Source organism: Gordonia sp. JH63 (assembly GCF_009856645.1).
Taxonomy (GTDB): Bacteria; Actinomycetota; Actinomycetes; order Mycobacteriales; family Mycobacteriaceae; genus Gordonia; species Gordonia hongkongensis.
In genome coordinates this window covers 3359256-3383028 of sequence record NZ_CP047235.1, presented here as the reverse complement: position 1 = coordinate 3383028, position 23773 = coordinate 3359256, and the positions used below count along the sequence as shown (strand labels likewise).

General features: G+C 68.4%; 24 protein-coding genes, 1 tRNA gene and 1 pseudogene. 7 read left to right on the top strand and 19 right to left on the bottom strand.

Going from position 1 to position 23773, the window contains the following annotated elements; all coding sequences use genetic code 11:
- Positions 1-21: 21 nt before the first annotated feature.
- The 5 genes from GR168_RS15045 to aceE all read right to left on the bottom strand — a co-directional run bounded on the left by GR168_RS15045 (position 22) and on the right by aceE (position 7056).
- Complete coding sequence (locus GR168_RS15045) at positions 22-1290, bottom strand: KasA/KasB family beta-ketoacyl-ACP synthase (RefSeq protein WP_065630088.1); 1269 nt, start codon at positions 1288-1290, stop codon at positions 22-24.
- Entirely contained in the window at positions 1290-1592 is a 303-nt protein-coding gene (acpM, locus tag GR168_RS15040; RefSeq protein ID WP_058252053.1) for a meromycolate extension acyl carrier protein AcpM, read from the bottom strand. The genes GR168_RS15045 and acpM overlap by 1 nt, the downstream gene beginning before the upstream one ends.
- A gap of 130 nt (positions 1593-1722) precedes the next feature.
- A complete protein-coding gene (locus tag GR168_RS15035; protein WP_137810264.1) occupies positions 1723-2631 on the bottom strand; it encodes an ACP S-malonyltransferase in 909 nt (302 codons plus the stop codon).
- 195 nt (positions 2632-2826) lie between these two features.
- Positions 2827-4098, bottom strand: coding sequence for a helix-turn-helix domain-containing protein (locus GR168_RS15030; RefSeq protein WP_065630086.1), 1272 nt, complete (start codon positions 4096-4098; stop codon positions 2827-2829).
- 78 nt (positions 4099-4176) lie between these two features.
- Entirely contained in the window at positions 4177-7056 is a 2880-nt protein-coding gene (gene aceE, locus GR168_RS15025; RefSeq protein ID WP_203235949.1) for a pyruvate dehydrogenase (acetyl-transferring), homodimeric type, read from the bottom strand.
- A gap of 151 nt (positions 7057-7207) precedes the next feature.
- Between aceE and GR168_RS15020 the strand changes: the two genes are divergently transcribed.
- The 4 genes from GR168_RS15020 to GR168_RS15005 all read left to right on the top strand — a co-directional run bounded on the left by GR168_RS15020 (position 7208) and on the right by GR168_RS15005 (position 10389).
- A complete protein-coding gene (locus GR168_RS15020; protein WP_058252049.1) occupies positions 7208-7828 on the top strand; it encodes a hypothetical protein in 621 nt (206 codons plus the stop codon).
- Between the two features lie 239 nt (positions 7829-8067).
- Positions 8068-8490, top strand: a complete 423-nt coding sequence (locus GR168_RS15015; RefSeq protein ID WP_058252048.1) for a DUF3052 domain-containing protein — start codon at positions 8068-8070, stop codon at positions 8488-8490.
- Positions 8487-8969, top strand: a complete 483-nt coding sequence (locus tag GR168_RS15010) for a peroxiredoxin (RefSeq protein WP_068971527.1) — start codon at positions 8487-8489, stop codon at positions 8967-8969. Before GR168_RS15015 ends, GR168_RS15010 begins: the two co-directional genes overlap by 4 nt.
- A gap of 214 nt (positions 8970-9183) precedes the next feature.
- Positions 9184-10389 carry an RtcB family protein gene (locus GR168_RS15005; protein ID WP_159371097.1) on the top strand — a complete coding sequence of 402 codons (1206 nt, stop codon included), beginning with the start codon at positions 9184-9186 and terminating at the stop codon, positions 10387-10389.
- Positions 10390-10493: 104 nt separating this feature from the next.
- Here GR168_RS15005 and GR168_RS15000 read toward each other — a convergent pair whose 3' ends face one another.
- From GR168_RS15000 to GR168_RS14970, 7 genes are all read right to left on the bottom strand, one after another.
- Entirely contained in the window at positions 10494-10691 is a 198-nt protein-coding gene (locus GR168_RS15000) for a CsbD family protein (RefSeq protein WP_159371096.1), read from the bottom strand.
- 72 nt (positions 10692-10763) lie between these two features.
- The gene (locus GR168_RS14995; protein WP_159371095.1) at positions 10764-11312 is read right to left on the bottom strand and encodes a hypothetical protein; all 549 of its coding nucleotides are present in this window, start codon (positions 11310-11312) and stop codon (positions 10764-10766) included.
- On the bottom strand, positions 11309-11905 hold the full coding sequence (locus GR168_RS14990; RefSeq protein WP_159371094.1) for a DUF6286 domain-containing protein: 597 nt from the start codon (positions 11903-11905) through the stop codon (positions 11309-11311). The genes GR168_RS14995 and GR168_RS14990 overlap by 4 nt, the downstream gene beginning before the upstream one ends.
- On the bottom strand, positions 11902-12465 hold the full coding sequence (locus GR168_RS14985; protein ID WP_159371093.1) for an Asp23/Gls24 family envelope stress response protein: 564 nt from the start codon (positions 12463-12465) through the stop codon (positions 11902-11904). The genes GR168_RS14990 and GR168_RS14985 overlap by 4 nt, the downstream gene beginning before the upstream one ends.
- The gene (locus GR168_RS14980) at positions 12458-12637 is read right to left on the bottom strand and encodes a hypothetical protein (RefSeq protein WP_058252041.1); all 180 of its coding nucleotides are present in this window, start codon (positions 12635-12637) and stop codon (positions 12458-12460) included. Before GR168_RS14980 ends, GR168_RS14985 begins: the two co-directional genes overlap by 8 nt.
- A complete protein-coding gene (locus GR168_RS14975) occupies positions 12634-12972 on the bottom strand; it encodes a hypothetical protein (protein WP_159371092.1) in 339 nt (112 codons plus the stop codon). The genes GR168_RS14980 and GR168_RS14975 overlap by 4 nt, the downstream gene beginning before the upstream one ends.
- On the bottom strand, positions 12972-13472 hold the full coding sequence (locus tag GR168_RS14970; RefSeq protein ID WP_058252039.1) for an Asp23/Gls24 family envelope stress response protein: 501 nt from the start codon (positions 13470-13472) through the stop codon (positions 12972-12974). The genes GR168_RS14975 and GR168_RS14970 overlap by 1 nt, the downstream gene beginning before the upstream one ends.
- A gap of 124 nt (positions 13473-13596) precedes the next feature.
- On the opposite strand from GR168_RS14970, the gene GR168_RS14965 reads away from it, so the two are divergent.
- Positions 13597-14259, top strand: coding sequence for a sigma-70 family RNA polymerase sigma factor (locus tag GR168_RS14965; protein ID WP_159371091.1), 663 nt, complete (start codon positions 13597-13599; stop codon positions 14257-14259).
- The gene (locus tag GR168_RS14960) at positions 14252-14731 is read left to right on the top strand and encodes a hypothetical protein (RefSeq protein WP_159371090.1); all 480 of its coding nucleotides are present in this window, start codon (positions 14252-14254) and stop codon (positions 14729-14731) included. Before GR168_RS14965 ends, GR168_RS14960 begins: the two co-directional genes overlap by 8 nt.
- A gap of 57 nt (positions 14732-14788) precedes the next feature.
- Here the strand turns inward: GR168_RS14960 and GR168_RS14955 are convergent.
- From GR168_RS14955 to GR168_RS14935, 5 genes are all read right to left on the bottom strand, one after another.
- Positions 14789-14860, bottom strand: a tRNA-Val gene (locus GR168_RS14955).
- Positions 14861-15344: 484 nt separating this feature from the next.
- A complete protein-coding gene (locus GR168_RS14950) occupies positions 15345-16052 on the bottom strand; it encodes a type II CAAX endopeptidase family protein (protein ID WP_159371089.1) in 708 nt (235 codons plus the stop codon).
- 51 nt (positions 16053-16103) lie between these two features.
- A complete protein-coding gene (locus GR168_RS14945) occupies positions 16104-17195 on the bottom strand; it encodes an NAD(P)H-binding protein (RefSeq protein ID WP_159371088.1) in 1092 nt (363 codons plus the stop codon).
- A gap of 102 nt (positions 17196-17297) precedes the next feature.
- Complete coding sequence (locus tag GR168_RS14940; RefSeq protein ID WP_159371087.1) at positions 17298-18281, bottom strand: YafY family protein; 984 nt, start codon at positions 18279-18281, stop codon at positions 17298-17300.
- 70 nt (positions 18282-18351) lie between these two features.
- Positions 18352-19917, bottom strand: a complete 1566-nt coding sequence (locus GR168_RS14935) for a serine/threonine-protein kinase (protein ID WP_159371086.1) — start codon at positions 19915-19917, stop codon at positions 18352-18354.
- Between the two features lie 157 nt (positions 19918-20074).
- Here GR168_RS14935 and GR168_RS14930 point away from each other — a divergent pair, with 157 nt between their 5' ends.
- Entirely contained in the window at positions 20075-20899 is an 825-nt protein-coding gene (locus GR168_RS14930) for a maleylpyruvate isomerase family mycothiol-dependent enzyme (protein ID WP_159371085.1), read from the top strand.
- 73 nt (positions 20900-20972) lie between these two features.
- Here the strand turns inward: GR168_RS14930 and GR168_RS14925 are convergent.
- Positions 20973-21700: pseudogene (locus GR168_RS14925) on the bottom strand (DUF559 domain-containing protein); the annotation flags it as partial.
- A gap of 64 nt (positions 21701-21764) precedes the next feature.
- Positions 21765-23744, bottom strand: a complete 1980-nt coding sequence (locus GR168_RS14920) for a protein kinase (RefSeq protein ID WP_159371084.1) — start codon at positions 23742-23744, stop codon at positions 21765-21767.
- Between the last annotated feature and the right edge of the window lie 29 nt (positions 23745-23773).

Here is a 23773-nt window from a genome sequence, read left to right as displayed (position 1 = left end):
CGGGGGGTGTGGCGGTGATGCTCAGTAGCGACCGAAGGCGAGCGCCACGTTGTGCCCACCGAAACCGAACGAGTTGTTGATCGCGTAATCGATCTGCCCGTACCGGGGTTCACCGTGCACGACGTCGATGTCGCATTCCGGGTCCAGGTTCTCGAGGTTGAGGGTCGGCGGGATGACGCCTTCCTCGACGCTCTTGATCGTCAGGACCGACTCGAGCGCCCCGACCGCACCGATGGAGTGTCCGAGCGCGGACTTCGGCGCGTACACCGCAGCGTGCTGTCCGATGGCGGCGAGGATGCCGGCGGCCTCGGCGGTGTCGCCGATGGGGGTCGACGTCGCGTGCGCGTTGATGTGGGTGATGTCGGAGCGCTGCAGACCAGCGGTCTGCAGGGCCCGCGTCATGGCCCGCGCGTTGCCCTGACCACTCGGGTCGGGGGCGACGAGGTGGAATCCGTCGGAGGTGATGCCGGTACCGAGCAGGCGGGCGTGGATATGTGCACCGCGTGCGCGGGCGTGTTCCTCGCGTTCGAGGATCAGCATCGCCGAACCCTCGCCGAACACGAAACCGTCGCGATCCTTGTCGAACGGTCGCGACGCCGCTGCGGGGTCCTCGTTACGGGTGCTCATCGCCCGCATCATCGAGAACGCGGCGATCGGCACCGCGTCGATGTGACCCTCGACGCCGCCGGTGACGACCATGTCGGCGTCACCCATGACGATGTGCCGCCAGGCGTGCGCGATGGCCTCGGCGCCCGACGAACAGGCCGAGACGGGAGTGATCACGCCGGCGCGTGCGCCGACGTTGAGTCCGGCGACGGCCGCCGGTCCGTTCGGCATCGCCATCGAGACGGCGAGCGGGGACACCTTGCGGTAGTTGCCGGTGCCCTCCATGGCCTGGACTGCGTCGACCATCGCGTCGGCGCCACCCTGACCGGTGCCGATGACGACCGCGAGGCGGTCCTTGTCGACGTCGGGTTCGCCGGCCTGCGCCCAGAGGCGCTTGCTCATCACGTGGGAGATGCGCTCGACATAGGCCATCCGCCGGGATTCGATGCGCGTGACCTCCTCGGCGGGATCCTGGAGGAGACGACCACCGATGCGCACCGGGAGGTTGTACTTGGTGATGAAGTCGTCGGTCAGCTCACGGATGCCCGATTCGCCGGCCAGCAGGTTCTTCCAGGTCGAGTCGAGATCCCCACCCAACGAGGTGGTGGCCACCATGGAGGTGACCACCACACTCGGGAAGTTCCCACCCAGCGTGGAGTACTCGCGGAGGGAAGAGGGGGTCATCAGGCCTCGTCTGCCTCGACCTGCGCCTTGATGGCAGCTGCGGCCTCGGGGTTCTCGCTCTCGAGCTTCTGGATGTAGGCGACCGCGTCACCGACGGTACGCAGGCCGGCCAGATCCTCGTCGGGGATCTTGACGCCGTACTTGTCCTCGGTCTGGACCGCGATCTCGACCATGGACAGCGAGTCGATGTCCAGGTCGTCGACGAACGACTTCTCGAGGGTCACCTCGGACGGCTCGATGCCGGTGACTTCCTCGATGATCTCGGCGATGCCGGCAATGAGTTGTTCCTGGGTGGCAGCCACTGTGTGGTTCCCTTTCGTCTTCCTACGTGGATGTGAGATTTCCGGAGCGCAGCACGGACAGAGAAGTCCGCGCGCTTGGACACGCCGACATGAAGCCGACGTTCCGGGGGTCGCGGACTACCCGCGACCGCTATCCAAGTTCGGTGATCTTCGCGATGTCGCCGGGCTCCTTGAGCGCCAGCGCGGGGGTGCCCTTGAGCTCGCGCTTCGCGATGCCCACCAGCGTCCCTGCCGGGGGCAGTTCCACCAGGGCGTGTGCCGAGTGGTCTCGCAGGTACGCCGAGCACAGATCCCAGCGGACCGGCCTGGTCACCTGTCCCACCAGCTTGGCCAGCGCGTCGGCGCCGTTCGTGACCGGCTGTCCGTCGGAGTTCGACAGCAGGGTCCGGGTGGGATCGGCGGGCGTGATGCGGGCGGCGGCTGCGGCGACGGCGTCCTGCGCAGGGGCCATGAAGTGCGTGTGGAACGCGCCGGCGACCGCGAGCTTGCGGATCCGGGCCTTCTCCGGCGGCGAGGCGATCAGCTCGTCGATCTGCGCGACCGCGCCGGCGGCGACGATCTGCCCGGCGGCGTTGCGGTTGGCGGGGACGAGATCGAGTTCGTCGAGACGTGCGAGGACGGCCGCCTCGTCGCCCCCGAGGACCGCGGCCATGGTCGTGGGCTGCAGGGCACACGCCTTCGCCATCTCCGAGCCGCGCAGCGCGGCCAGCGTGACGGCCTCGTCGGCCGAGATGACACCGGTGATCGCGGCGGCGGCGAGTTCGCCGACCGAGTGGCCGGCGACCACGGCGTCGGCGGGCAGTTCACCGTGCTTGCGCACCTCGTCGTAGGCCAGCAGTGCGGCGACGACGACGAGCGGCTGGGTCACGGCGGTGTCGGTGATCTCCTCCGCCGTGGCGGTGGTGCCGAGGCGTTCGAGGTCCAGACGGGTCTGTTTGGACCAGGTGGCGATCTGGTCACGCGCGCCCGGCAATTCGAGCCATGGCGTGAGCATGCCGGGTGTCTGAGATCCCTGTCCGGGAGCAAGCATCGAAAGCACGTGACCAGAGAACACCCTTTACCCGGGGGATGTGGGTGTGGAGAAGCATGAAGCTTGTCGCGGGCTTTTGTGGGGTTCCCACAAAGGAGACCTAGAGGTCACCTGGTTCGTCATCAGTCTGAGATTTGTTACCGAACCGTGTTCTTAAGGCTCCTATCAGCACAAACGGTGAATCGGACATGAAACCCGTGTGACTCATGTGGCAGATGTTGGCGATTTGTGCCGGAAGTGTGTCAGTCGACCCACCGTCGACGCGACCCTCAGAACGTAGGCATCGCGCGGGTTAGTTGGGTCACGTCCTGTGATTTCCGAAATTTTCTTCAGTCGGTAGCGAACCGTATTTGGATGGATGTACAGAATTCGGGCGCAGGACTCGACCGAGCCGCCGGAGTCGAGGTAGGCCTCGAGAGTGGTGCTCAGCGTCGCACCGCCCTCGGCGAGCGGCTGGACGAGGGATTCGATCAAAGCGGTCATCGCTGACTCGTCGCCGTTGAGCGCGCGCTCGGGTAGCAGTTCGAGACTGTGGACCGGCCGCGGTGCGCTCGGCCAGCCGGCCACCGCCTCGATCCCGGCCATGGCCTCGGTGGCACTCGAGTGCGCGCTGCCGAGGTTCGGCATGGTCGGACCGATCACCACCGGACCGTCGGCGAAGTGGGAGAGCAGTGCGCCGACGAACTTCTCGGTCGGACGGGCGGGACCGCTCACGATGGCCACCAGCACCGAACCCTGCACCACCGACAGGGCCGACCGGTCGAAGGACTTGGCCGTGTTGTGGATCGCCAGTGGCACCGACACGTTCTGTTCCGGGGGCGGCGTCCCGACTATCACGGTGGCCGGCGCATCCGAGTCCCAGTTGAGCGCCGCTGCGCGAGAGAGCAATTGTGGCCCGGTGTCGCCGCGGACCACCGCGTCGACGACGAGGGCCTCGAGCCGGGAGTCCCACGCCCCGCGTGACTCCGCGGCCGAGGCGTAGATCGCTGCCGCGGCGAAACCGATCTCGCGTCCGTAGCGCAGCACCGACTCGGTCAGCGCACGGAGCTGGGCATCGTTGCGGGCGAGGAGCGGCAGCCACTTCTCGAAGAACTCCATGGCCACGCGGACCATCTCGACGGTCTGCAGCAGCGTGATGCGGCGGGCGAGGTCCTGCGGGACCACCTGGAAGGCCTGGACCGTGAACTTCACGTTGCCCTCGGGGTCCTGGATCCACTCGACGAAGTTGACCACCGCGGTCTGCACGACGAGTTGCACACTCGCGCGTTGCGCGGCGTCGAGGTCGGAGAAATAGGGCAGCTGGTCCTGCATCGAATGGACCGCCTCGGTGGCGAGTCGGCCGCTGTACTGCTTGACCCGCCGGAGAAGAGTGTCCGGCAGCGCGTCGTGCACGGTGGCGGGGGCCGGTACGTGCGCGCCCCGCTCACCGAACACGTCAGCCGGTGGCTGCTTCCTGTTCACGCGCGCATCGGACACGACCTCAATCTAGCCCCTCGGCCGGGGTGGGTTCCCCGGCCGAGGGCGAGTGGAGGCCGTGTCCGTCGGCGCGACCGGTCAGGCGACTCCCGGATCGCTGGTCTGCTCGGGTGCGGCCGAGACGTCGTCGATCTGGTACTTGTCGGCGGCCTGCTTGGCCACCGACATCTCGATGTTGCCGTCCCGGGCGAGCGCGACGAGCACCGCGACGACGATGGACTCGGCGTCGACGTTGAAGAACCGTCGCGCCGCCGGGCGCGTGTCGGAGAACCCGAACCCGTCCGTCCCCAGCGTGAGGTAGGTGCCCGGGAGGTATGCCCGGATCTGCTCCTGCACTCCGCGCATGTAGTCGCTGACACCGACGAACGGGCCGGCGGCGTCGGCGAGCAGCTCGGTCAGGTACGCCGGTGCCGGCTCGGCGGCCGGATCACGCAGTACCTCGCGGTCGGCGCGGATCCCGTCCCGGGCGAGCTCGCTCCACGACGTGACCGAGTAGACGTCGGCGCCGACGTTCCATTCCTCCGCGAGCATGTCGGCGGCGCGCAGTGCGTCGGGCATGGTCACACCGGACACGAGGATGTTGGCCGGGTGTTCCTTGCCCTCCGGCGCCCTCTGGAACCGGTAGGCGCCCTTGACGATGCCGGTCGGGTCGAGTCCCTCGGGCTTCGCCGGCTGACTGATCGGCTCGTTGTAGACAGTCAGGTAGTAGAAGACGTTCTCGGGGTCCTCGCCGAACATCCGCTCCATGCCGCTCTCGACGATGTGGCCGAGTTCGTAGGCGAAGGCCGGATCGTAGGAGACGACGGCGGGGTTGGTCGCGGCGAGCAGCGGCGAATGCCCGTCGGCGTGCTGCAGGCCCTCACCGGTCAGCGTGGTGCGGCCCGCGGTCGCGCCGATGATGAAGCCGCGCGCCATCTGGTCGGCGGCGGCCCAGAAGCTGTCACCGGTGCGCTGGAAGCCGAACATCGAATAGAAGATGTACAGCGGGATCATCGGCTCGTCGTGGGTCGAGTACGACGTGCCGACCGCGGCGAAGCTGGCTGCCGACCCGGCCTCGTTGATGCCCTCGTGCAGGATCTGACCCTCGGGGCTCTCCTTGTAGGCGAGCATCAGCTCGGCGTCGACCGAGGTGTAGAGCTGTCCGTTGCGGTTGTAGATCTTGAGGGTCGGGAACCATGAGTCCATACCGAAGGTCCGCGCCTCGTCCGGGATGATCGGCACGATCCGCTTGCCGACCTCCTTGTCGCGCAACAGATCCTTGAAGACGCGCACGAGCGCCATGGTGGTCGCGACCTGCTGCTTGCCCGAGCCCTTCGCGGTGGCCTTCAGTGCCGAACTCATGTCGGCCTTCAGCACCTTCGCCTTGGTGCGGCGGCTCGGCAGGAAGCCGCCGAGGGTCTTGCGCCGGTCGAGCATGTACTGCAGCTCCGGCGAGTCCTTGCCGGGGTTGTAGTACGGCGGCAGGTACGGGTCCTTCTCGAGCTGCTCGTCGGTGATCGGGATGCGAGTGCTGTCGCGGAAGGCCTTCAGGTCGTCGAGCGTCAGCTTCTTCATCTGGTGCGTCGCGTTGCGGCCCTCGAAGTGCTTGCCGAGCGTATAGCCCTTGATGGTGTGGGCCAGGATGACCGTCGGCTGTCCCTTGTGGGTCATCGCCGCGGCGTAGGCGGCGTGGATCTTGCGGTAGTCGTGGCCGCCGCGCTTCAGATTCCAGATGTCGGCGTCGGAGAGGTCCTTGACGAGTTCCTTCGTGCGCGGGTCGCGGTTGAAGAAGTGCTCGCGGACGAACGCGCCGTCGTTGGCCTTGTAGGTCTGGAAGTCGCCGTCGGGGGTGGTGTTCATCAGGTTGACCAGCGCGCCGTCACGGTCGGCGTGCAGCAACGAGTCCCACTCGCGGCCCCAGATGACCTTGATGACGTTCCAGCCCGCACCGCGGAAGAACGACTCGAGCTCCTGGATGATCTTGCCGTTGCCGCGCACCGGGCCGTCGAGACGCTGCAGGTTGCAGTTGATGACGAAGGTCAGGTTGTCGAGGCCCTCGGTGGCCGCGAAGCTCGCGAAGCCGCGCGATTCCGGCTCGTCCATCTCGCCGTCGCCGAGGAAGGCCCACACGTGCTGGTCGGAGGTGTCCTTGATGCCGCGGTCGTGCAGGTAGTGGTTGAACCGCGCCTGGTAGACGGCATTCATGGGGCCGATGCCCATCGACACCGTCGGGAACTCCCAGAAGTCCGGCATCAGTCGCGGGTGCGGGTACGACGGCAGGCCGCCGCCCTCGCCGGCGTGGCTGTGCTCCTGCCGGAACCCGTCCATGCGGGCCTCGTCGATGCGGCCCTCGAGGTAGGCGCGGGCATAGATGCCCGGGGAGGCGTGGCCCTGGATGAAGATGTGGTCGCCGCCGCCGGAATGGTCCTTGCCGCGGAAGAAGTGGTTGAAGCCGACTTCGTACAGCGACGCCGACGAGGCGTAGGTGGAGATGTGGCCGCCCACGCCGACGCCCGGGCGCTGTGCGCGGTGCACCATGATCGCGGCGTTCCACCGGATCATCTGGCGGAATCGGCGTTCGACGTCCTCGTCACCGGGGAACCAGGGTTCGGCCTCGGTGGGGATGGTGTTGACGTAGTCGGTGGAGGTGAGCGCGGGGATCGACACCCGCTTCTCGCCGGCGCGTTCGAGCAGACGCAACATCAGGTACCGGGCGCGACCAGGGCCCGCGGCGTCGAGGAGGGCGTCGAACGAGTCGAGCCACTCGTCGGTCTCGTCGGGGTCGATGTCGGGCAGATAGGACGCGACTCCTTCACGGATGACCCGGACTCGTTGTCCGGCGGCACGTCCGTTCGAGCTGGGGCCGGTGTTCCCGGCGGCGCTCGGCGAGACGTCCTGTGTCGCTTGGTCCATCTGGTTGGTCACGGTGATGCCTACTCCCTCTGACAGGCCGAACTCGGGGTGGTGGTCCGACCGCATGGCGTCGGCACCGCACTCCGATGTGGTGCGGCGCCTACCCTCATCGTGCCCCATGTGGGGTGGCTTGGCACCGGGTGGATCCGTGTCGCGTGTCCCGATCGGCGTGATGCGGTAGCGTCCAGAAACGGTTACTGACCAGTAGGGGGAGTGGATGCCGGATCGAGGAGGCGCGGCCGACGGGCGGCGCCGGGGTCGTGCCGTCCGGTCGGCGACCGCGGCCACGATCGCACTCGGCGCGGCCCTGTCGGGGGCGTGCGCGTCGACCGTCGATGGCGCGGGGGCGCCGGCGCCCGGCGAGGTGGCGGTGTACCGCTCCGAACTGTCCGCCTCGGCGGCCGCGGAGGTGCGTGCCGAGGGTGTCGAGCTCTGCCGCGAGTCGATGGCGTCGATGGTCGTGATGGTCCGCGGGTTCAACGCCTTCGTCGCCCGGCTGAACGCGGCGCAGACCTACGCCGGGGTCGGGGATCTCGACGAGAAGGCACGTGCCAGTCTCATCGCCGGTGCCGACGGGATCCGCCCCAAGATCACCGAGACGTCGCCAGCGGCCGTTTCCACGCCGGCGCGGGCGTTCCTCGCGTCGACCGCGCGCCTCGAGAACGCGATCAGTCGCGAACTGCGTGCCGGCCTGAACCCGGTGTCGAGCGAGTGGTCTCGCACCAAACAGCGCCTGCTCGATGTGTGCGGTACCTACACGCCGCTCCCGGCCACGTCCTCGGCCACACCTCGACCGTCGGTTCCCGCCACGACGTCGGCCGAGCGACCCGGGGGTTGACGCCGCCGTCCGCCTCGCGCCGCTGGGTACGGTTTGTTCCGCCCCGCTGTGGGTAACGATCGGGCGGGTCGGTCACGGAACCGGTGCGAAACGCCCGAAATCCCTGACGGCGTTCGGCTTGCAATGTGAGGCTCTAGGCTGTTGCCTATGCTGACAGGCGAACGGCGTGCGGGAGCGCACGCGGATTCGCCACAGACGACGCACAGAACGATCCACGAATCTTCAGGAGGTCACGCGCGGTGGTAGCCGCCACAGACGGTAGCAACGCCCAGAAACTGGGCTTGACCGCAGGCTTGGTCGTGCAGGAACTCGGCTGGGACGAGGACACCGACGACGAACTGCGCGCTGACATCGAGGACGCGATCGACGCCGAGATGGTCGACGAGGATGCCGATGACGTCGTCGACGTCGTGGTCCTCTGGTGGCGCGACGGCGACGGCGACCTCGTCGACGCCCTCATGGATGCGATCGGTCCGCTCGCCGAAGACGGTTTCGTGTGGGTGTTGTCGCCGAAGACCGGCAAGTCCGGCTACGTCGATCCGAGTGAGATCGCCGAGGCGGCCCCGACCGCGGGACTCACCCAGACGTCGGCCATCAGCCTCGGTGACTGGTCGGCGGCCCGACTGGTCCAGCCCAAGGCCCGCGCGGGCAAGAAAGCATGAGCGGTGCTCTGCCTTCTGCGCCCCTGACCGTCGGTGACCGGGCCCCGGATTTCGCCCTGCGCGACCAGAACAACCAGCTCGTGTCGCTGTCGACCCTGCGAGCCGACCGCAACGTGCTCGTCGTGTTCTTCCCGCTCGCGTTCACCGGTACCTGCCAGGGCGAGCTCGGTTACATCCGTGACCAGCAGCCCCGCTTCGACAACGACGACGTGACCACGGTGACCATCTCGGTCGGACCCTCTCCCACGCACAAGGTGTGGTCCGCCGCGCAGGGTTTCCTGTTCCCGCTGCTGTCCGACTTCTGGCCGCACGGCGACACCGCGCGCGCCTACGGGGTGTTCAACGAGGATCGCGGCTACGCGAACCGCGGGACCTTTCTCGTCGATCGGGACGGCACGATTGTCTTCGCCGACATGGTCGGTCCCGGTGAGGTGCGCGAGAACGCCGTCTGGGACAAGGCACTCGGCGTCATCGGCTGACCATCTGCTGTCGACTCGGGTCGGTACATGACGGGTCGCCTGGTGTGTCTCGTGTCGCCCGTGAGTCAGTGCTGCGCGCCGTCGTGTCGCCGCGACGGGTGGCGGCGGGAGTTCCGGGTGGCATCGGGAAGAAGAAATACGGTTGCCGCACCGGGGATTCGACGGTGTGATGTGTGGGCCCGCTGACGCGGGCGCACACGAGAGGAAGAACTCCATGCCGACCAAGGTGTCGCCCAAGGTGCTGAACTATGCATCGCACGTGGACGACAACACCCTGACCCAAGCGGCCGAGACCGCCCGGTTGCCGTTCGTGCACCCGCACATCGCCCTCATGCCCGACGCACACTTCGGGAAGGGCTCCGCGGTGGGCACCGTCATCCCGACGACCGGCGCGGTGATTCCCGCGGCCGTCGGCGTCGACATCGGCTGCGGCATGATCGCGGTGCAGACGCGCCTGCGCGCCGCGGACATCGACGGAATGGACCTCGGGCGACTGCGGAGGACGATCGAGGACGCGATCCCGCTGTCGCCCGGCAACTACAACCGCGGTCTGGACCGGTTCGAGTTCACCCGGCCACGCATCGATGCCCTCGCCGAACAGGCGACGAAAGACGGTGTCGACCTGTCACATTCGCCGAAGTGGCGGGAGCAGCTGGGCTCGCTCGGCGGTGGCAACCACTTCATCGAGCTGTGCCTCGACGAGGGCGACGTGGTGTGGCTGTTCCTGCACTCGGGTTCGCGGGGCGTCGGCAACAAGATCGCGCAGAAGCACATCAAGATCGCTCAGCGGTTGTGCCGCCAGTGGTGGATCAAACTGCCGAACGCCGATCTCGCGTACCTGCCGCAGGGGGCCCCGGAGCTGACCGCCTATCTGCGGGATCTGGCCTGGGCGCAGCGGTTCGCGTTCGAGAACCGCGCGGAGATGATGGACCGTTTCGTCGAGGTGTTCGGGAAGTGGTTCGCAGACAACGCCTCCGGCGGCGTCGTCGAGGAAACGGAATCCCTGGAGGTGGACCGGATCAACTGCCACCACAACTACACCGTGCGGGAGACGCACGCGGGCCAAGACGTCTGGCTCACCCGGAAGGGTGCGATCGACGCCCATGAGGGCGTACGGGGCGTCATCCCGGGTTCGATGGGTACACGGTCGTATGTGGTGCGCGGCAAGGGGAATCCCGCGGGCCTGTGCTCGGCGCCGCACGGTGCCGGCCGGCGGTTCTCGCGGAGCGAGGCGCGGAGGCGGTTCACCGCCGACGATCTCGCCGCCCGGATGGCAGGGATCGAGTACCGTCACGGCGAGCAGTGGGTCGACGAGATCCCGGACGCGTACAAGGACATCGATCAGGTCATGGCCGACGCCGTCGATCTGGTGGACATCGAGCACACCCTGCGACAGATCCTCAACGTCAAGGGGACGTGACGGGCCGTTCGTGGCCCCAACAGGACGAATCCCGAATGTGCTGAGCACCTCCGGGATTCGCCCTGTCACCGCCGGCGGGGAGGTTCGGCTGCCGGCGGCGATGATCACTTGCCGGTCAGCTTGTCCTTGATGTTCGACGCGGCGTCCTTGACGTTCTCCACGCCGTCTTTGACGGCGGCGGAGAGCTGATCGCCCTTGCCCTCGCTCTTGAGTTGGTCGTCACCGGTCACATCGCCGGCGGCCTCCTTGGCCTTACCCGAGAGGTCCTCGGCCTTGTTGCCGGCCTTGTCGCTGAATCCCATTCTCTTCTCCTTCATCTCATTGGTTCGACGACAGCCTCGGATGAGGCCGTCCGTCGGGGTCGCTTCTTCGGGTCACCTGTCGAGGTGGATGAGAGCCTGGACGTGGACTCCGGACTCTCCGAGCGCGGTACGGATGGCGGCGACGGTCTCCGCGACGGGCGCGGTGACCTCGTCGAAGCTCCGATTCGGCGTCGCCGACACCTCGAGTCGGATGATGCTGCGCGACCGGTCGTCGATCGCTCTCGCGGTCACCTTCTGGAACAGCGGGTTCCCGGCCAGTTCCGTCGCTGCCGCGTTCGCGATCAGTTTCGGTGCGACGGTGAGCGCTCCGGTCTGATCGGAACCGACGAGCAGGGCGTCGTCCACTGCGCGGGGCCGTACGTTGGTGGCCAGCAACAACAGGCCCCAGCCGATCGCGATCACGGTGACGCCAGCCAATACCCAGACCCACCAGGACGCCTGCGCGGCGTCGAGAGCGGCACGCTCGTCGAGACGGTCGACCCACCCGGCCACCGGTTGGGCGTCGACCTTCCATGCCACGGCTCCGACGCCGACGATGATGAGCAGCAGCGCCACGAGTCCGACCGACAGCCGATGTGCGGTTGCGGGAAGACGATTCATCGGACGCTCCTCGGTCCTCGATCGCGCACGCGCACCACAACCCGCGGTGACGAGGCGAGATCGGCCGCCACGGCGGCGACCGTGCTGTCGATGAGGGCGCGGTCGGCGACCTGCCTCCGCACCCCGACGGTGCATGTGACCTTCCGTCGCGTCACCACGGTGTCGGCGTCGAGTACGCCGGGCAGGTCGGACACGGCGGCGCTGCAGCGTCGGGCGACGTCTCCGGGGCGGGTCCACATCCCCTCGCCGGCGGCGAGTTCGAGGTGGGTCCGGCGACGAGGCTTGATCGCGATCCACAGCAGGACGAGGCCTACGAAGATCGACCCGATCGCGGCCGGCCACATCCAGTTCTGCCACTGCAGTTCTGCGACCCACTCGGCGGCGGTGACCGACCACGGACGACCATTGAGCCAGCTCGCGTCGACGGCGATGTCGCGTACGGCTGCCGCGCCGAACGCGAGGAGGATGAGCCCCAACGCTGCGCCGGCGATCGCAGCGCCCGGGAGAGCTGCAGGTGGGAAGACGTTCTGGGCGTCGGTGTTCCGTAGGGTCGCGACAGGAGCGGTACCCGATTCGGGTGCGGTCTGCGTCATCGTCGTACCCCCGTGTCGATGCTGATGGTCGGAGTGGATGCGTCGGTGTTGTCCGGGTCCGGGTCCGGGTCCGGGTCGTCGGGGCGCGGGTCGTTGTCGCGAATGTGGGCGTCAACGTCCTCGTATTCGGGCTCGTCGGATACCGGCGGCAGGTCCACGTAACCCTTCTGCAGGCGCCGGATCGCCTGTCGTGGCTCGAACTTGGACACCGTCACGTCGACGCGAAGCGGAACGATGCCGGCGAGTCGCTCGACCTCGGCGGCGACGTGATCGCGTGTGGTGCGGGACACCTCGGCGACCGCGCACGGCCATTCGAGGGCGAGGGACAGGGTGATCCTGGCGCCGCCCGCATGAACGGCCGCGTCGGGAAAGTTCCGCTCACCGACTCCCAGTACCGACCCGACGCCACCGCGATGGCGGACGACCCCCGGGATGTCGAGAGCCGCTCGGGCCGCGATCTTCTCGATCACGCGATCGGCGACGGTGAGCGTGCCGGGCGGCGAGTCACCCGCGGTCGGGTGAGCATCTCGGGCGGGCCCGCCGGATTCGTGCTCAGCCACGACCCCGGCTCCGCAGGAGTGCGCCCAGATCGATGGTGCCGTCCCGGTTGAGTCCCAACACGAGTCCCGCGGCGCCGAGCACGATGGCGAGCAGGAAACCGGCCAGCCCGCCGGCGACGGCGGCCAGAGCGAGGAGCAGGCCGACGAACAGGCCCACGATCGCGTTGTTCATTGCGCTTCACCATCTTTCGGAGTCGGCTTCGAGCTGACGCTGATGTCTGCCACGGTCACCGTGACGGGTCGCGCGGCGAGCTCCTCGGTGACATCGCGTACCCGCGCGGCGGTGCTGTGGAGGTCGTACGCGGCGTCGACGACGATGTGGACCTCGCCGTGGTCGTCGGCGAGGGACACGCCCGGGACCCGACGCCCGGGGAGATACGTGGCGATCTCCCCGAACAGGCCGCTGTGCAGGTCACGGACGCCCGGTACGGCGAGGACGGCGGTGGCGAGGCGTTCCGCCAGTGGGCCCCCGTCGTCGGTCCGCGCCGCCGGGAGGTCCGACGTCATCACTGGACCCGCGGGGTGGTGTTCGACTCCTGCTCGTCGTCGCCGAACGCGATGTCGTGCACGGTGATGTTGACCTCGGTGACCTCGAGACCCGTCATCTGCTCGATCGCCGAGACCACATTCCGTCGAATGGCCGCTGCGAGTTGGTGAATCGCGACGCCGTACTCGGCCACGATCGAGACGTCCACGGCGGCCTGACGCTCGCCGACCTCGACCTCGATGCCCTGGGTGGTGCTCACCGTCGTGCCCGGCAGGACGTCGCGGACCCGGCCGACCACGCGCTCGGTGGTGCCGCCCAGGTCGTGGACACCGTCGATCTCGCGCGCGGCGATCCCGGCGACCTTGGCGACCACGATGTCGGCGATGGAGGTGCGTCCCCGGTCGCCCGACGGATCACGGCGGGCGAGGGCACGGCCCGCGGCGCCGTCGGTGCGCGTCGCGTCGACGGTGGTGGCGTCGTCCTTGGTCGCGTCCTTGGTGGTGGTGGCGCTTGCGGACATGTCGAACTCCTTCGGTCGTCGTGTCTTCTTCGTAGACGGACCGCGTTCGGATGATGCGCTATCGCAAAGGCTGTTCACGATCCGTCTGTAAGGTCAGTCGGGACGGACGGGGGGAGTTGCACGCATGAATACCGGTGATTCAGCTCACAGGCAGCCACTCGACTCGTCTGCGCTGGACCTATCTGAGCTCGGCGATGACGAGCTCGCAGGCGCGGCCGCCGTCGGCGACACCGAGGCGTTCGACGTGCTCGTCCGGCGCGTGACCCCGGGTCTGCTGCGATACATGCTGCGGATGGTCGACGGTCAGCAGACCGCCGAGGACCTCACGCAGGAGATCTTGCTCGACGCGTGGAAGGGGCTGCCCGACTTTGCTTTCCGGAGCAGCTTCCGCACGTGGATGTTCGCCATCGCGCACCGCAAGGCGGTGGACTACCACCGCCGCCGACGCGACGTCCCGTTCGACGACGAGCGGTTCGCCGAACTCGAGGCCGCCGGACCGCTGCCCTCCGACATGGCCGAACGGAGTCTGCTCATGGATGCGCTGCGTGCCGAACTGGACAACCTCCCCGCCAATTCGCGCGCCGCGTGGTGGCTGAAGGAAGTCGAGGGGCTTACGCTCGAGGAAATCGGACAGGTGTTGCGCATCACCACGGGATCGGTGCGCGGTCATCTCCAACGGAGCCGGAAGTTCCTGTTGACCCGTTTGGCGCCGTGGAACCCTGGTAAACCGAGAATCACACCGACGGAGACCGTCGACGACGCGGAGGGAGGCGAGGTCGGTGCCTGACAAGCACGGACGCGACTTCGAGGCCACCGACGTTGCCGACGCCTGGCTCGTCGAGGCGACACAGCAGATCGCCGCCGACGAACCCATCGGTGACGTCGATCGGCTGATCACCTCGATCTCGGGCAGCCTGCAACGGATTCGGCGGCCGGCTCGGACCCTGGCGACCGACGAACTGCGCGTCAACACGAGCGACCGCGTCGTCAAACAACTCATCGCCGTGCGTACCCGCCGCGAACTCGGCCGCCTGACGGTCTTCGCGTCGGTCGACGGCACCGGTGACACCGTCGACGGTGTGCGCGTCGGCCTGATCGCCCGGTACGCCGACGACCTGCCCGCGCTCTCCGACGAGGTACGCGACATCGTCGACGACGTGCTGATCGACACCCTCGGGACCGAGAGCAGTGCTGCCGCCCGACGCAACATCTCGGTGCGCTGGCAGGACGTCTACACGCGGGAGTGGTTGAGCCGGTAGCTATTTCACGGCTAGGAGTCGCGCTGGGCGCGGGTCTGAGCTACGAAATCGGGGGAGTGCGCGCAAAGGGATTCGAACCCCTGACCGCTGGTGTGTAAGACCAGAGCTCTACCGCTGAGCTATACGCGCGTGCCGCGCTGACGAGCGTGGCGCTGCGCACACGAATTTAGTCGCTCCGATGCCGGTCGCTCAAACCGGGTCTGACCGGGATTACCACGCTCCCTGAGGAGCGAGCTTGTGAGCGTCACCCTGCTCCCTGAGGAGCGAGCTTGCGAGCGTCGCCCTGCTCCCTGAGGAGCGAGCTTGCGAGCGTCACCCTGCTCCCTGAGGAGCGAGCTTGCGAGCGTCACGAAGGGTCTTGGTGGGTCGGGTTGCGAAGACCCTTCGTGACGCGCCCTTCGCAAGCTCCGGGCGCTCCTCAGGGAGCAGGGGAACGCGCCCTCCGCAAGCTCCGGGCGCTCCTCAGGGAGCGATGGGGTGGCCCTCCGCAAGCTCCGGGCGGTCCTCAGGGAGCAGGGGAACGCGCCCTCCGCAAGCTCCGGGCGCTCCTCAGGGAGCAGGGGGTCGTCAGGGAGCAATGGGGGTCGCTTCTCGCGGACCGGGGAGCAGAGGGTCAGGCGAAGACGGGCGGGAGGGCCAGGACCATCACCGCGCCCCAGATGACGTGGGTGATCGCGGGTGCGAGGATGCCGGCGGTGCTGCGTCGGAGGATGGCGCAGACGGTGCCGAGGACCGCGCCGGCGAAGCCCAGCATCACGTTGCCGCTGGCCATGGTGACCAGCACGTAAATGACCGTCGACACGAGGATCGGGTTGTGCGGGCGGGCCGCCGAGTAGACCGAGCCGCGGAAGAACAGCTCCTCGGCGAGGCCGTTGAGCATCGTGATCGCGGTGACCACGGCTAGGCTGCCGAAGTCGGCGAAGGCCAGCACCTGGTTGGCGAGGTCGCTGACGCCGGGGATCATCCGTGCCACCAGGCCACCGACCACGAACGCGCCGCCCACGGCCAGGCCGACGACGACGCCGAGTCCGATCGCGCCGATCCGGTCGGGCGGGCGCGAGGGGGTGGGGCTGAAGGCGCCGAGGCGCAGCGGTCCGGAGACGAACGCGCCTACGATCCACACCGCCGCCAGGCCGATGGTCAGCGGGTAGAACGCGGCGTCACCCGGCTCCACCCGTAGGGAGATGCCGAGAACCACCGCACCGATGACGAGGAAGACGCCGACCAGCCAGCGTCGTCGGATGTAGTGGGCGCCGGGATCGGGGTCGCGGTCCGCGGCGACGGAGTCGTACAGGTCGCGCGCCAGTGAGGTCACCAGCACATCACCACCTAGTTCGATCGGTCAGGAAATCGGTCGATCAATGGTCACCGGTCACGACGCTACATCGGCGCGACCCGGTCGGAGGACTCCGACGACCTTCGTCGCCACTCCGAGGGACGTACCGATCGTCTCGACGACGCTGCGCTTCACCCGCAGCCAGTCGCCGCCGGCCCAGGCCGGGTCGGTGTCGGCGAGGTGGTGGAGGTCGTCGAGGTCGCACACCGAGCGGGGATACGGCGACCGCACGGATGCGTGGACGGCCTCGCGCATCGGTGTCAGTCCGCCCTCGGGCGGCGGGACGAGGTCGCGGATGCGGTGCTCGGACGCCGTCATCGGGTGGTCGAGGGAGGTGACGAGCTCCTCGGTGAGCGACGCCGGGACCGGCACGAGCATGCCGCCGACCCGGCCCGCGAGCCGGGTCGAGATCCCGAAGACCGGTAGCCGCAGCCTCGGCATCCGGATCGCCGACACGTACTCGTGCAGGATCGAGATGTAGCGCGCGCTGTCGGGGCCGGAGATGTCGTAGTTCCCGGCGGGCAGGACCGACGAGTCGCACGCCGCGGCCAGATAGTGGACCGCGTCGCGGATGGAGATGGGATCCATCTCGTTGGTGATCCAGTCGGGTTCGGGGATCACCGGCAGTCGGTCGGCCATGTAGCGAATGATCTCGAACGACGTCGAACCCGCGCCGATGACCACTGCGGCGCGCAGCCACACTAGTTCGGGCCCGCCGTCGACCCCCAGTCCGTCGGCGACGTCGGCGCGGCTCTGCAGATGGGTGGACAGTTTGTCGTCCGACGGCACGAAACCGCCGAGATAGATGATCCGTCCCACTCCGGCGTCGCGTGCGGCTTCGGCGACGTTGCGTGCGGCGTCGCGGTCGCCGTTCGCGAAGTCGGCCTGGCCGATGGCGTGGACGAGGTAGTAGATCGCGTCGATCTGGCCGGCGTCCGACATCGCCTTCTGGACCGAAGCCGGGTCGTCGGCGTCCATGGTCACCATGCTGACTTGGTCCGACCAACCGAACTTGGCCAGCTTCCGGGTGTCCCGCGACGTGACGACCACGTCGTGTCCCTGCTTGAGCAGTGCGCACACCAAGCGGGAACCGACGTACCCCGTGGCGCCAGTGATGAGAAGTCGCATGACACCGACGGTAGAGAAAATCGGCGGAGTCGGTCGGCTCGGGAGCGTCCATGTGACAGACACGGTGCCGATGTCACGGTCGGGTAACGGCGTCGGTGACGGTCACGGTTGCGCGACGACTGCCCGTCGGTACCGTTCGGCGACCCGGTCGTGGTACTCCGCGGCGGCCACCAACTCGGCCCGGAGTTCAACCGGTTCGATCACGGTGAAATCCGCGCCGAAGGCGTACAGCCAGCGAGCGATCTCGGCGAGCGACGTGCTGTACAGCGTGATCTCGCAACTGTGCTCGTCGCCGGACTCGAGTGCACCCCACGATTCGTGGACCATCGCCGACACCGCGTCGAGCGAGGCATGGATACGCACCCGCGCCGTGACGCGTCGGTAGACGGACCCGAGACCGCGCAGTACGAACGCCGCCGCGCCGCCCTCGGGTGGTTCGCGCGGGGTGAAACGCGGTCCGGTCGGCACCTTCGGTTCCATCCGGTCGACCCGGAACGACCGCCAGGCGCAGCGTTGGATGTCGAAACCGACCAGATACCAACGGTTCCCGTTGCGGACGAGTCGATAGGGTTCGATCTCGCGTCGGCTCTCCTCCCCGTCGTTGCGCCGATAGTCGAACCGCAGCCGCTCGTTCCGATGGCATGCGGTCGCGATTTCGGTGAGCCGGTCCGCGGACACCGCGCTCGCCGGTGCGGTACGCGGGACGGCCTCGATCCGCAGGGCGTCGAGCCGGTGGCGCAGCCTCGACGGCATGACCTGACGCAGCTTCGCGAGCGCGCCCGCCGAGGCCTCCGCCATGTCGGCGACCGCACCGGTCGTCACCGCGTCGAGACCTAGGGCGACCGCGAGGACCTCCTGGTCGTCGAGCAGCAGCGGCGGCATCTCCGCGCCGGCGCCCAGTCGGTAGCCACCGCGCGAGCCGACGTTGGCGTCCACCGGGTAGCCCAGTTCGCGCAATTTGTCGATGTCGCGCCGGACGGTGCGGGTGGTGATGTCCAGGCGCTCGGCGAGTTCGGGACCCGACCACTCGCGTCGTGTCTGCAGTAGCGACAGCAACGCAAGCAATCGCGCGGAGGTTTCCAACATGTGCTCATCCTGCCCGACGATGCGGACAGGTCCGGTCCTTGTTCGTCGCGTCGTCCCTGTAGGGGCGCGGTCAGCAGGTGATCTGCGATTCCGGGTCGGTGGTGTAGTCGAGCCAGCGGCCGTACGCATCGCCGCCGATCTGATCGCGCATCGTGCAGATGTCCTCGAGGCTGCGGCCCGCGACGTAATAGACGGCATAGATCGGAGTGCCGACATCGCTCTCCTGCTTGAGCGACGGGCACGACTGATCGGTGCGTAGGTAGGCCGCACCCGGGTGCTGGTTCAGATAGGACTGCACTTCACCGGGGTAGTTTCCGGGCGCGATCGCGTTCGCGACCACGACGATTCCGGTGCCGTCACACGCCGGTCGGGTCATCGGCACGGTGAGACCGAGATCGCCGGGGACGATTGCGGGTTGAGGACTCGCCGACGGCCGGGGTGCCGGACCCGGCTGCGACGCGGGGCCCGGTTGCGAAGTCGGTCCGGGAAGGGGTGTCGGTTCGGCCGGCGTCGGCGTCGTCGGCTGGGGCGCCGCCTCGGTGGTCGTGGACACTGCGGATGCGTCGGCGGCTGTGGTCGCCGGGTTGTCCCGCTCGGTCGTGATGATCGCCCAGGCGACGACGCCGGCGCAGATCAGCAGCACGACGGACGTCGCCACGACGATGGGAACCAGAGGTGACCGGCGGCGGGGCGGTGTGGTCCAGACCGCGGCCCGGGTGGCGTCCCACGGCCCGGGCGGACCGGCGGGTGTCGATGCCGACGCGGTGACGGGGACGACGGTGGGGGGTCCGGCCGGGATGATCGTCGGCGTGCCGCCGAGAGGCTCCGACCGCAGGGCGGCGCCGGCGTCGGCGACCAGCGCTGCCGCCGAGAGCTGGCGCTGCGACGGATCTTTCGCCATCCCGCGGGCGATGACGTGATCGATCGCGGCACCGAGGCGCGGCGGCGGGGCGGTGAGGTGGGCGGCGATCAACCGCTCGATGGTGGTCGCCGAGGCGAACGGGTGCACTCCGGCGAGACATTCGAACAGCACGCACGCCAGCGCGTAGATGTCGGCGGGCGGCCCCACGGCATCGTCGCCGAACCGCTCCGGCGCCATGTAGCCGAAGGAACCGACCGCGGTGCCGGTGCTCGTGAACCGTGTGTCGGTGTCCGCCTGTGCGAGACCGAAATCCACGAGGTACGCGAAGTCGCGATCGTCGACGAGAATGTTGTCGGGTTTGACGTCGCGGTGGACGAGGCCGGATCGATGCGCAGCATCGAGGGCGTCACCGATCTGACCGACGATCCGCAGCGCGCGTTCAGCCGGCAGGGGTCCGTCCTGCAGGAGCAGGGTGCGTAGGTCGCGGCCGTCGACCAGGCGCATGTCGATGAACAGGCGCCCGTCGATCTCTCCCCAGTCGTGGATCGGGATGACGTGTGGATCGTTGAGGCGGGCGGCAACGCGCGACTCGCGGTGGAACCGGTCACGGAAAGCCGGGTCGTCGGCGACCTGAGGGCTGAGCAGCTTCAGGGCGACGACCCGGTCCTTGCGGGTGTCGGTCGCGCGGTACACCTCGCCCATTCCGCCCCGGCCGATCAACCCGTCGATGAGGTACGGACCGAGCCGGTCGCCGGCGCGCACGGATGCAGACACGCGGACAAGCGTAGGGTGCCCGGGTCGTTCGCCGGGGCCGACACCGCGCAGTGTCCTCCGTTCGGCGGGTCCCGGGATCCGCCGAACGGTCCCCGATACGGTTGAACCGAGTGACCCGCCGGCGACCTGATCGCCGATCCAGACCCGAGGAGAAACGATGGCGACGACGATCCTGCCGATCGACGAGGTGACCGAGGCTCTGATCGCGCAGTGGGGCGTGATCGGCGAACTGGCCCGCGCGCTCGACGACGATGCGTGGTCGGCGCCGTCGGTTCTGCCCGGCTGGACCAATGCCGACATCGTCGCCCACATCGTCGGGACCGAAAGCATGCTCGACGGCCGCGACGTCGAGGCCACCCGTACGGTCAGCGCCCTCGACCACGTCCGTAACCCGATCGGCGAACTCAACGAGAAGTGGGTCGACCATTACCGCCCGAAGCCGCGTGCCGAGGTGGTCGCCGCCCTCGACGAGATCATCGGCGTCCGGACCGAGGCGCTGAAAGCCATGTCGCAGAACGACTTCGACGCCGAGGCGATGACGCCTGCCGGGCCGGACACGTACGGGCGATTCATGCGGATTCGGATCTTCGACTGTTGGGTGCACGAGATCGACCTGCGTGACGGCACCGATCGTTCCGCCGTGGCCGAGCGGGGCCCGGCGTCGTTCGCACTCGACGAGATCGGCGCGTCGTTGCCCTTCGTCGTCGGGAAGCGAGCCGATGCACCGAAGGGCAGCACCGTCCTCTTCGACATCACCGGGGTGTCTCCGCGGACCGTGCGAATCGCCGTCGCGGACCGGGCAGGTGTCGTCGACGAGTTCGACGGCGGCGACGACGCCGCCGACGTGCGTATCCGGCTGGATGCGACGAATCTCGCGCGGTACGCCGGTGGCCGACGGGATGCCGATCCGTCTGCGGTGGAGTTGCATGGCGATCAGGCTCTCGGACAGGCGATCCTGAGCCGGATGAACTACGTGATCTAGTCGGGTGGCCCTTTGCGGCTCGTGCTGATCCGGTTGCGGTTTGTATCGCTTTGCGGGACAAGTCGCAACCGGATCAGGCGGCCGAACGGCTCAACGCATTTTTCACCGTGGTCACCACCTGATCACTGCGTTCGACGATGTCGGCCCAGGTGAAGTTCAGGACGGTCCAGCCCGCGGCGATGAGCGCATTGCGCTTTGTCCGATCTCGCTGAAACGTCGTGACATCGCGGTGGTAGGCGAATCCGTCGATTTCGACAGCCAGCTTCTCCCGGGTGAAGGCCACGTCGATGACGTATCCCTCGGCGCCCGCGTTCGGTGTCCAGCTCACTATGCCCGACTCGCGAAACAACGTGGCCACGATTCGCTCCGCCTCCGATCGCGCGCCGTCGCCGAGAAGTCGCAAGTGCTGAGTGATGGCCGGAGAACCATGCCGCCCGGGGTAGCGCAAGTGCGCGGCCTGTAGGTCGGCGAGTTTCACCGAGGCGGAGAGAAGCGCCGAATCGAGGACAGCGATTCCGAGTTCGGCGGAGGCGTCGAGGACGGTGAGCGCCGCTGCGGTGACCCTGAGGTCGGCGTGCGTGGTGACGTCGGCGTCGGTCAGGCGGCGGTGCCGGACCACCGCAGTCGCCGACGAGCGCGAATGCGCTCCGTGAGAGCCGGTGAACACCAGGTGTTTTCGAGGTTCTTTCGGGTGGAGGCCCAACCACCAAGCGGCGGCAACCCCACCCAACGCGGCGTCGAGCTCACGGAGAGCACCGCGATCCGTGCCTGTGCGCGCGCCGATCGGTGATGGCCCAGAATTCCGGTTGCGGTTTGTCCCGGTTGCCGGGACAAACCGCAACTGGATCCACATGGACTCCTCGGGTCACCCGCCGACGGTCGCTTTTTGGATCAGCAGGTTCTGCTTCGGCGGGCCCGACGCCGCGCCCGGGGCATTCGGGGTGAAACCGCCTGCCAGGACCTTGTCGAGGACGGCGAGTCCGGACGGGTCGATGGTGCCGACGGTCGAGTAGGTCAGCGGGAGGTCGGTGTCGTCGGCGAGCAGGAAGAACGTCGTCGAGCCGGTCGCGCCTTCGTCGTCTGGCAGATCGAGGATGCCGACGGTGCCGCGTGGGTAGGTGACCTGCGGTACGCCGTCGTCGTCGGTGCCGGCCGACGGCAAATTCTCGGGCAGCTCGTCCGGGCTGGTCCAGCCCGGGTTGGTGCCCTCCCGGCCGCCGGACGAGCCGCAGATCAGGTACTGCCGCGACGCGCGGTGACACTTGCTGTTGTCGTAGAAACCGGACTCGATCAACGACACCATCGCCCCCACGTTGCAGGGCGCCTCGGCACGGTCGAGCGTCAGGTCGATCGTGCCCTGGCCGGCAATGGGGATCTGCGCGTCGACCGTTCCGGTGTTCGGTTGGCTTGGGGCGGGAGCGGGCTGGGTGATGCCGCCGACCGCGGTTCGTGTCGGGTAGTCGCACGCGACGGTGCCCGCCGGGATCGCACTGGTCGACGTGCTCGGCGGGGCCGGGTCCTCATCGCCCGAACCGGCCAGGACCACGATGATGCCGGTGACCGCCAGCGCGATCACGACCAGCCCGGCTCCCACCGCGATGGCCACATTCCGTCCGGTGTTCGATTTCCGCGGCGGGGCGGTCGGGGTGCCCCACTGGCCCGGGCCCGCGAACTGTTGCGGGCCGGAGAACTGTTGCGGGCCGGAGTGCTGGGGGCCCGAATAGGACTGGGGACCCGAGCGCTGGGGACCCGGGTAGGACGGCGCGCCCGAATAGGACTGGGGTCCCGAATAAGCCTGGGGGCTCGAAAGTCGTTGCGGGCCGGACTGTCCCGGCGGTGGCCCGAAACCGGGGGCGCCGCCGGGCTGTCCGGGCGCGGGTGTGCCGGGCGAGATGACCGTCCGATCCGAGGGGACCGGACTCCCTGGCTTGCGAAACGCGTCCGAGCCGGGCCCTCCGGGCGCGTAGGTGGGCGGGGCCATCGGGGGTGGTGTCACGATGCGCGGTGTCACCGTCGGCGGTGCCGACGACGCGGGCGGTTCGGTCAGCGCCGACGCCGCGGCCCGGATCAGTTCGCGCGCCGTCGGATAGCGCTGCGCCGGATCCTTGGCGAGTCCGCGCGCGATGACCGGGTCGAGCGGACCGCCCATCGTCGGCGGTTCCTTGGTGATGTGCGCGGCCATCAGACCCTGATCGGTTTTCACCGGATACGGGGTCTGACCGGTGACACATTCGTACAACACGCAGGCCAACGCGTAGTTGTCCGAACTCGGCCCGGCGGGGTCGTCGCCGAACCGCTCCGGCGCCATGTAGGCGAGTGTCCCGAGCGCGGTCCCGATCTGGGTGAGGCGGCTGTCGCTCGCGCCCTGCGCGATGCCGAAGTCGACGAGGTAGGCGAAGTCGTCGGCGTCGACGAGAATGTTGTCCGGCTTGATGTCTCGGTGGACGAGGCCGTTGCGGTGCGCGGCGTCGAGAGCCGACGCCACCTGGCCGAGGATCGCAACCGCCCGGGCGGCGGGCAGCGGACCGGCGGCGAGCAGCTTGCGCAGGTCCTGCCCGTCGACGAGTCGCATGTCGATGAAGAGGACGCCGTCCTTCTCGCCCCAGTCGTGGATCGGGATGACGTGCGGGTCGGAGAGCTTCGCCGCGGTCTTCGACTCCCGCTCGAAGCGCTCGCGGAAGTCCTTGTCGTGCACCAGGTGTGGGGGCAGGAGTTTCAGGGCGATGCGGCGTTCCCGGACGGTGTCGTAGGCCTCGTAGACCTCACCCATACCGCCACGACCCAGGAGTCTGTCGATGCGGTACGGACCCAGCGTCGTACCCGCACGCGACGATGGATCGCTCACGTCATCCTCGGTTCCTCGGCGTCGGGATC

Bases quoted from the DNA above. Each gene is read 5' to 3' on its own strand.
- aceE (WP_203235949.1), bottom strand. From the start codon at position 7,056: ATGCGGTCGGACCACCACCCCGAGTTCGGCCTGTCAGAGGGAGTAGGC.
- GR168_RS14975 (WP_159371092.1), bottom strand. From the start codon at position 12,972: ATGACGTCGGACCTCCCGGCGGCGCGGACCGACGACGGGGGCCCACTG.
- GR168_RS15000 (WP_159371096.1), bottom strand. From the start codon at position 10,691: ATGGGATTCAGCGACAAGGCCGGCAACAAGGCCGAGGACCTCTCGGGT.
- GR168_RS15010 (WP_068971527.1), top strand. From the start codon at position 8,487: ATGAGCGGTGCTCTGCCTTCTGCGCCCCTGACCGTCGGTGACCGGGCC.
- GR168_RS14990 (WP_159371094.1), bottom strand. From the start codon at position 11,905: ATGACGCAGACCGCACCCGAATCGGGTACCGCTCCTGTCGCGACCCTA.
- GR168_RS15020 (WP_058252049.1), top strand. From the start codon at position 7,208: ATGCCGGATCGAGGAGGCGCGGCCGACGGGCGGCGCCGGGGTCGTGCC.
- GR168_RS14930 (WP_159371085.1), top strand. From the start codon at position 20,075: ATGGCGACGACGATCCTGCCGATCGACGAGGTGACCGAGGCTCTGATC.
- GR168_RS14995 (WP_159371095.1), bottom strand. From the start codon at position 11,312: ATGAATCGTCTTCCCGCAACCGCACATCGGCTGTCGGTCGGACTCGTG.
- GR168_RS15045 (WP_065630088.1), bottom strand. From the start codon at position 1,290: ATGACCCCCTCTTCCCTCCGCGAGTACTCCACGCTGGGTGGGAACTTC.
- GR168_RS15005 (WP_159371097.1), top strand. From the start codon at position 9,184: ATGCCGACCAAGGTGTCGCCCAAGGTGCTGAACTATGCATCGCACGTG.
- GR168_RS14945 (WP_159371088.1), bottom strand. From the start codon at position 17,195: ATGCGACTTCTCATCACTGGCGCCACGGGGTACGTCGGTTCCCGCTTG.
- GR168_RS14980 (WP_058252041.1), bottom strand. From the start codon at position 12,637: ATGAACAACGCGATCGTGGGCCTGTTCGTCGGCCTGCTCCTCGCTCTG.
- GR168_RS14940 (WP_159371087.1), bottom strand. From the start codon at position 18,281: ATGTTGGAAACCTCCGCGCGATTGCTTGCGTTGCTGTCGCTACTGCAG.
- GR168_RS14965 (WP_159371091.1), top strand. From the start codon at position 13,597: ATGAATACCGGTGATTCAGCTCACAGGCAGCCACTCGACTCGTCTGCG.
- GR168_RS14970 (WP_058252039.1), bottom strand. From the start codon at position 13,472: ATGTCCGCAAGCGCCACCACCACCAAGGACGCGACCAAGGACGACGCC.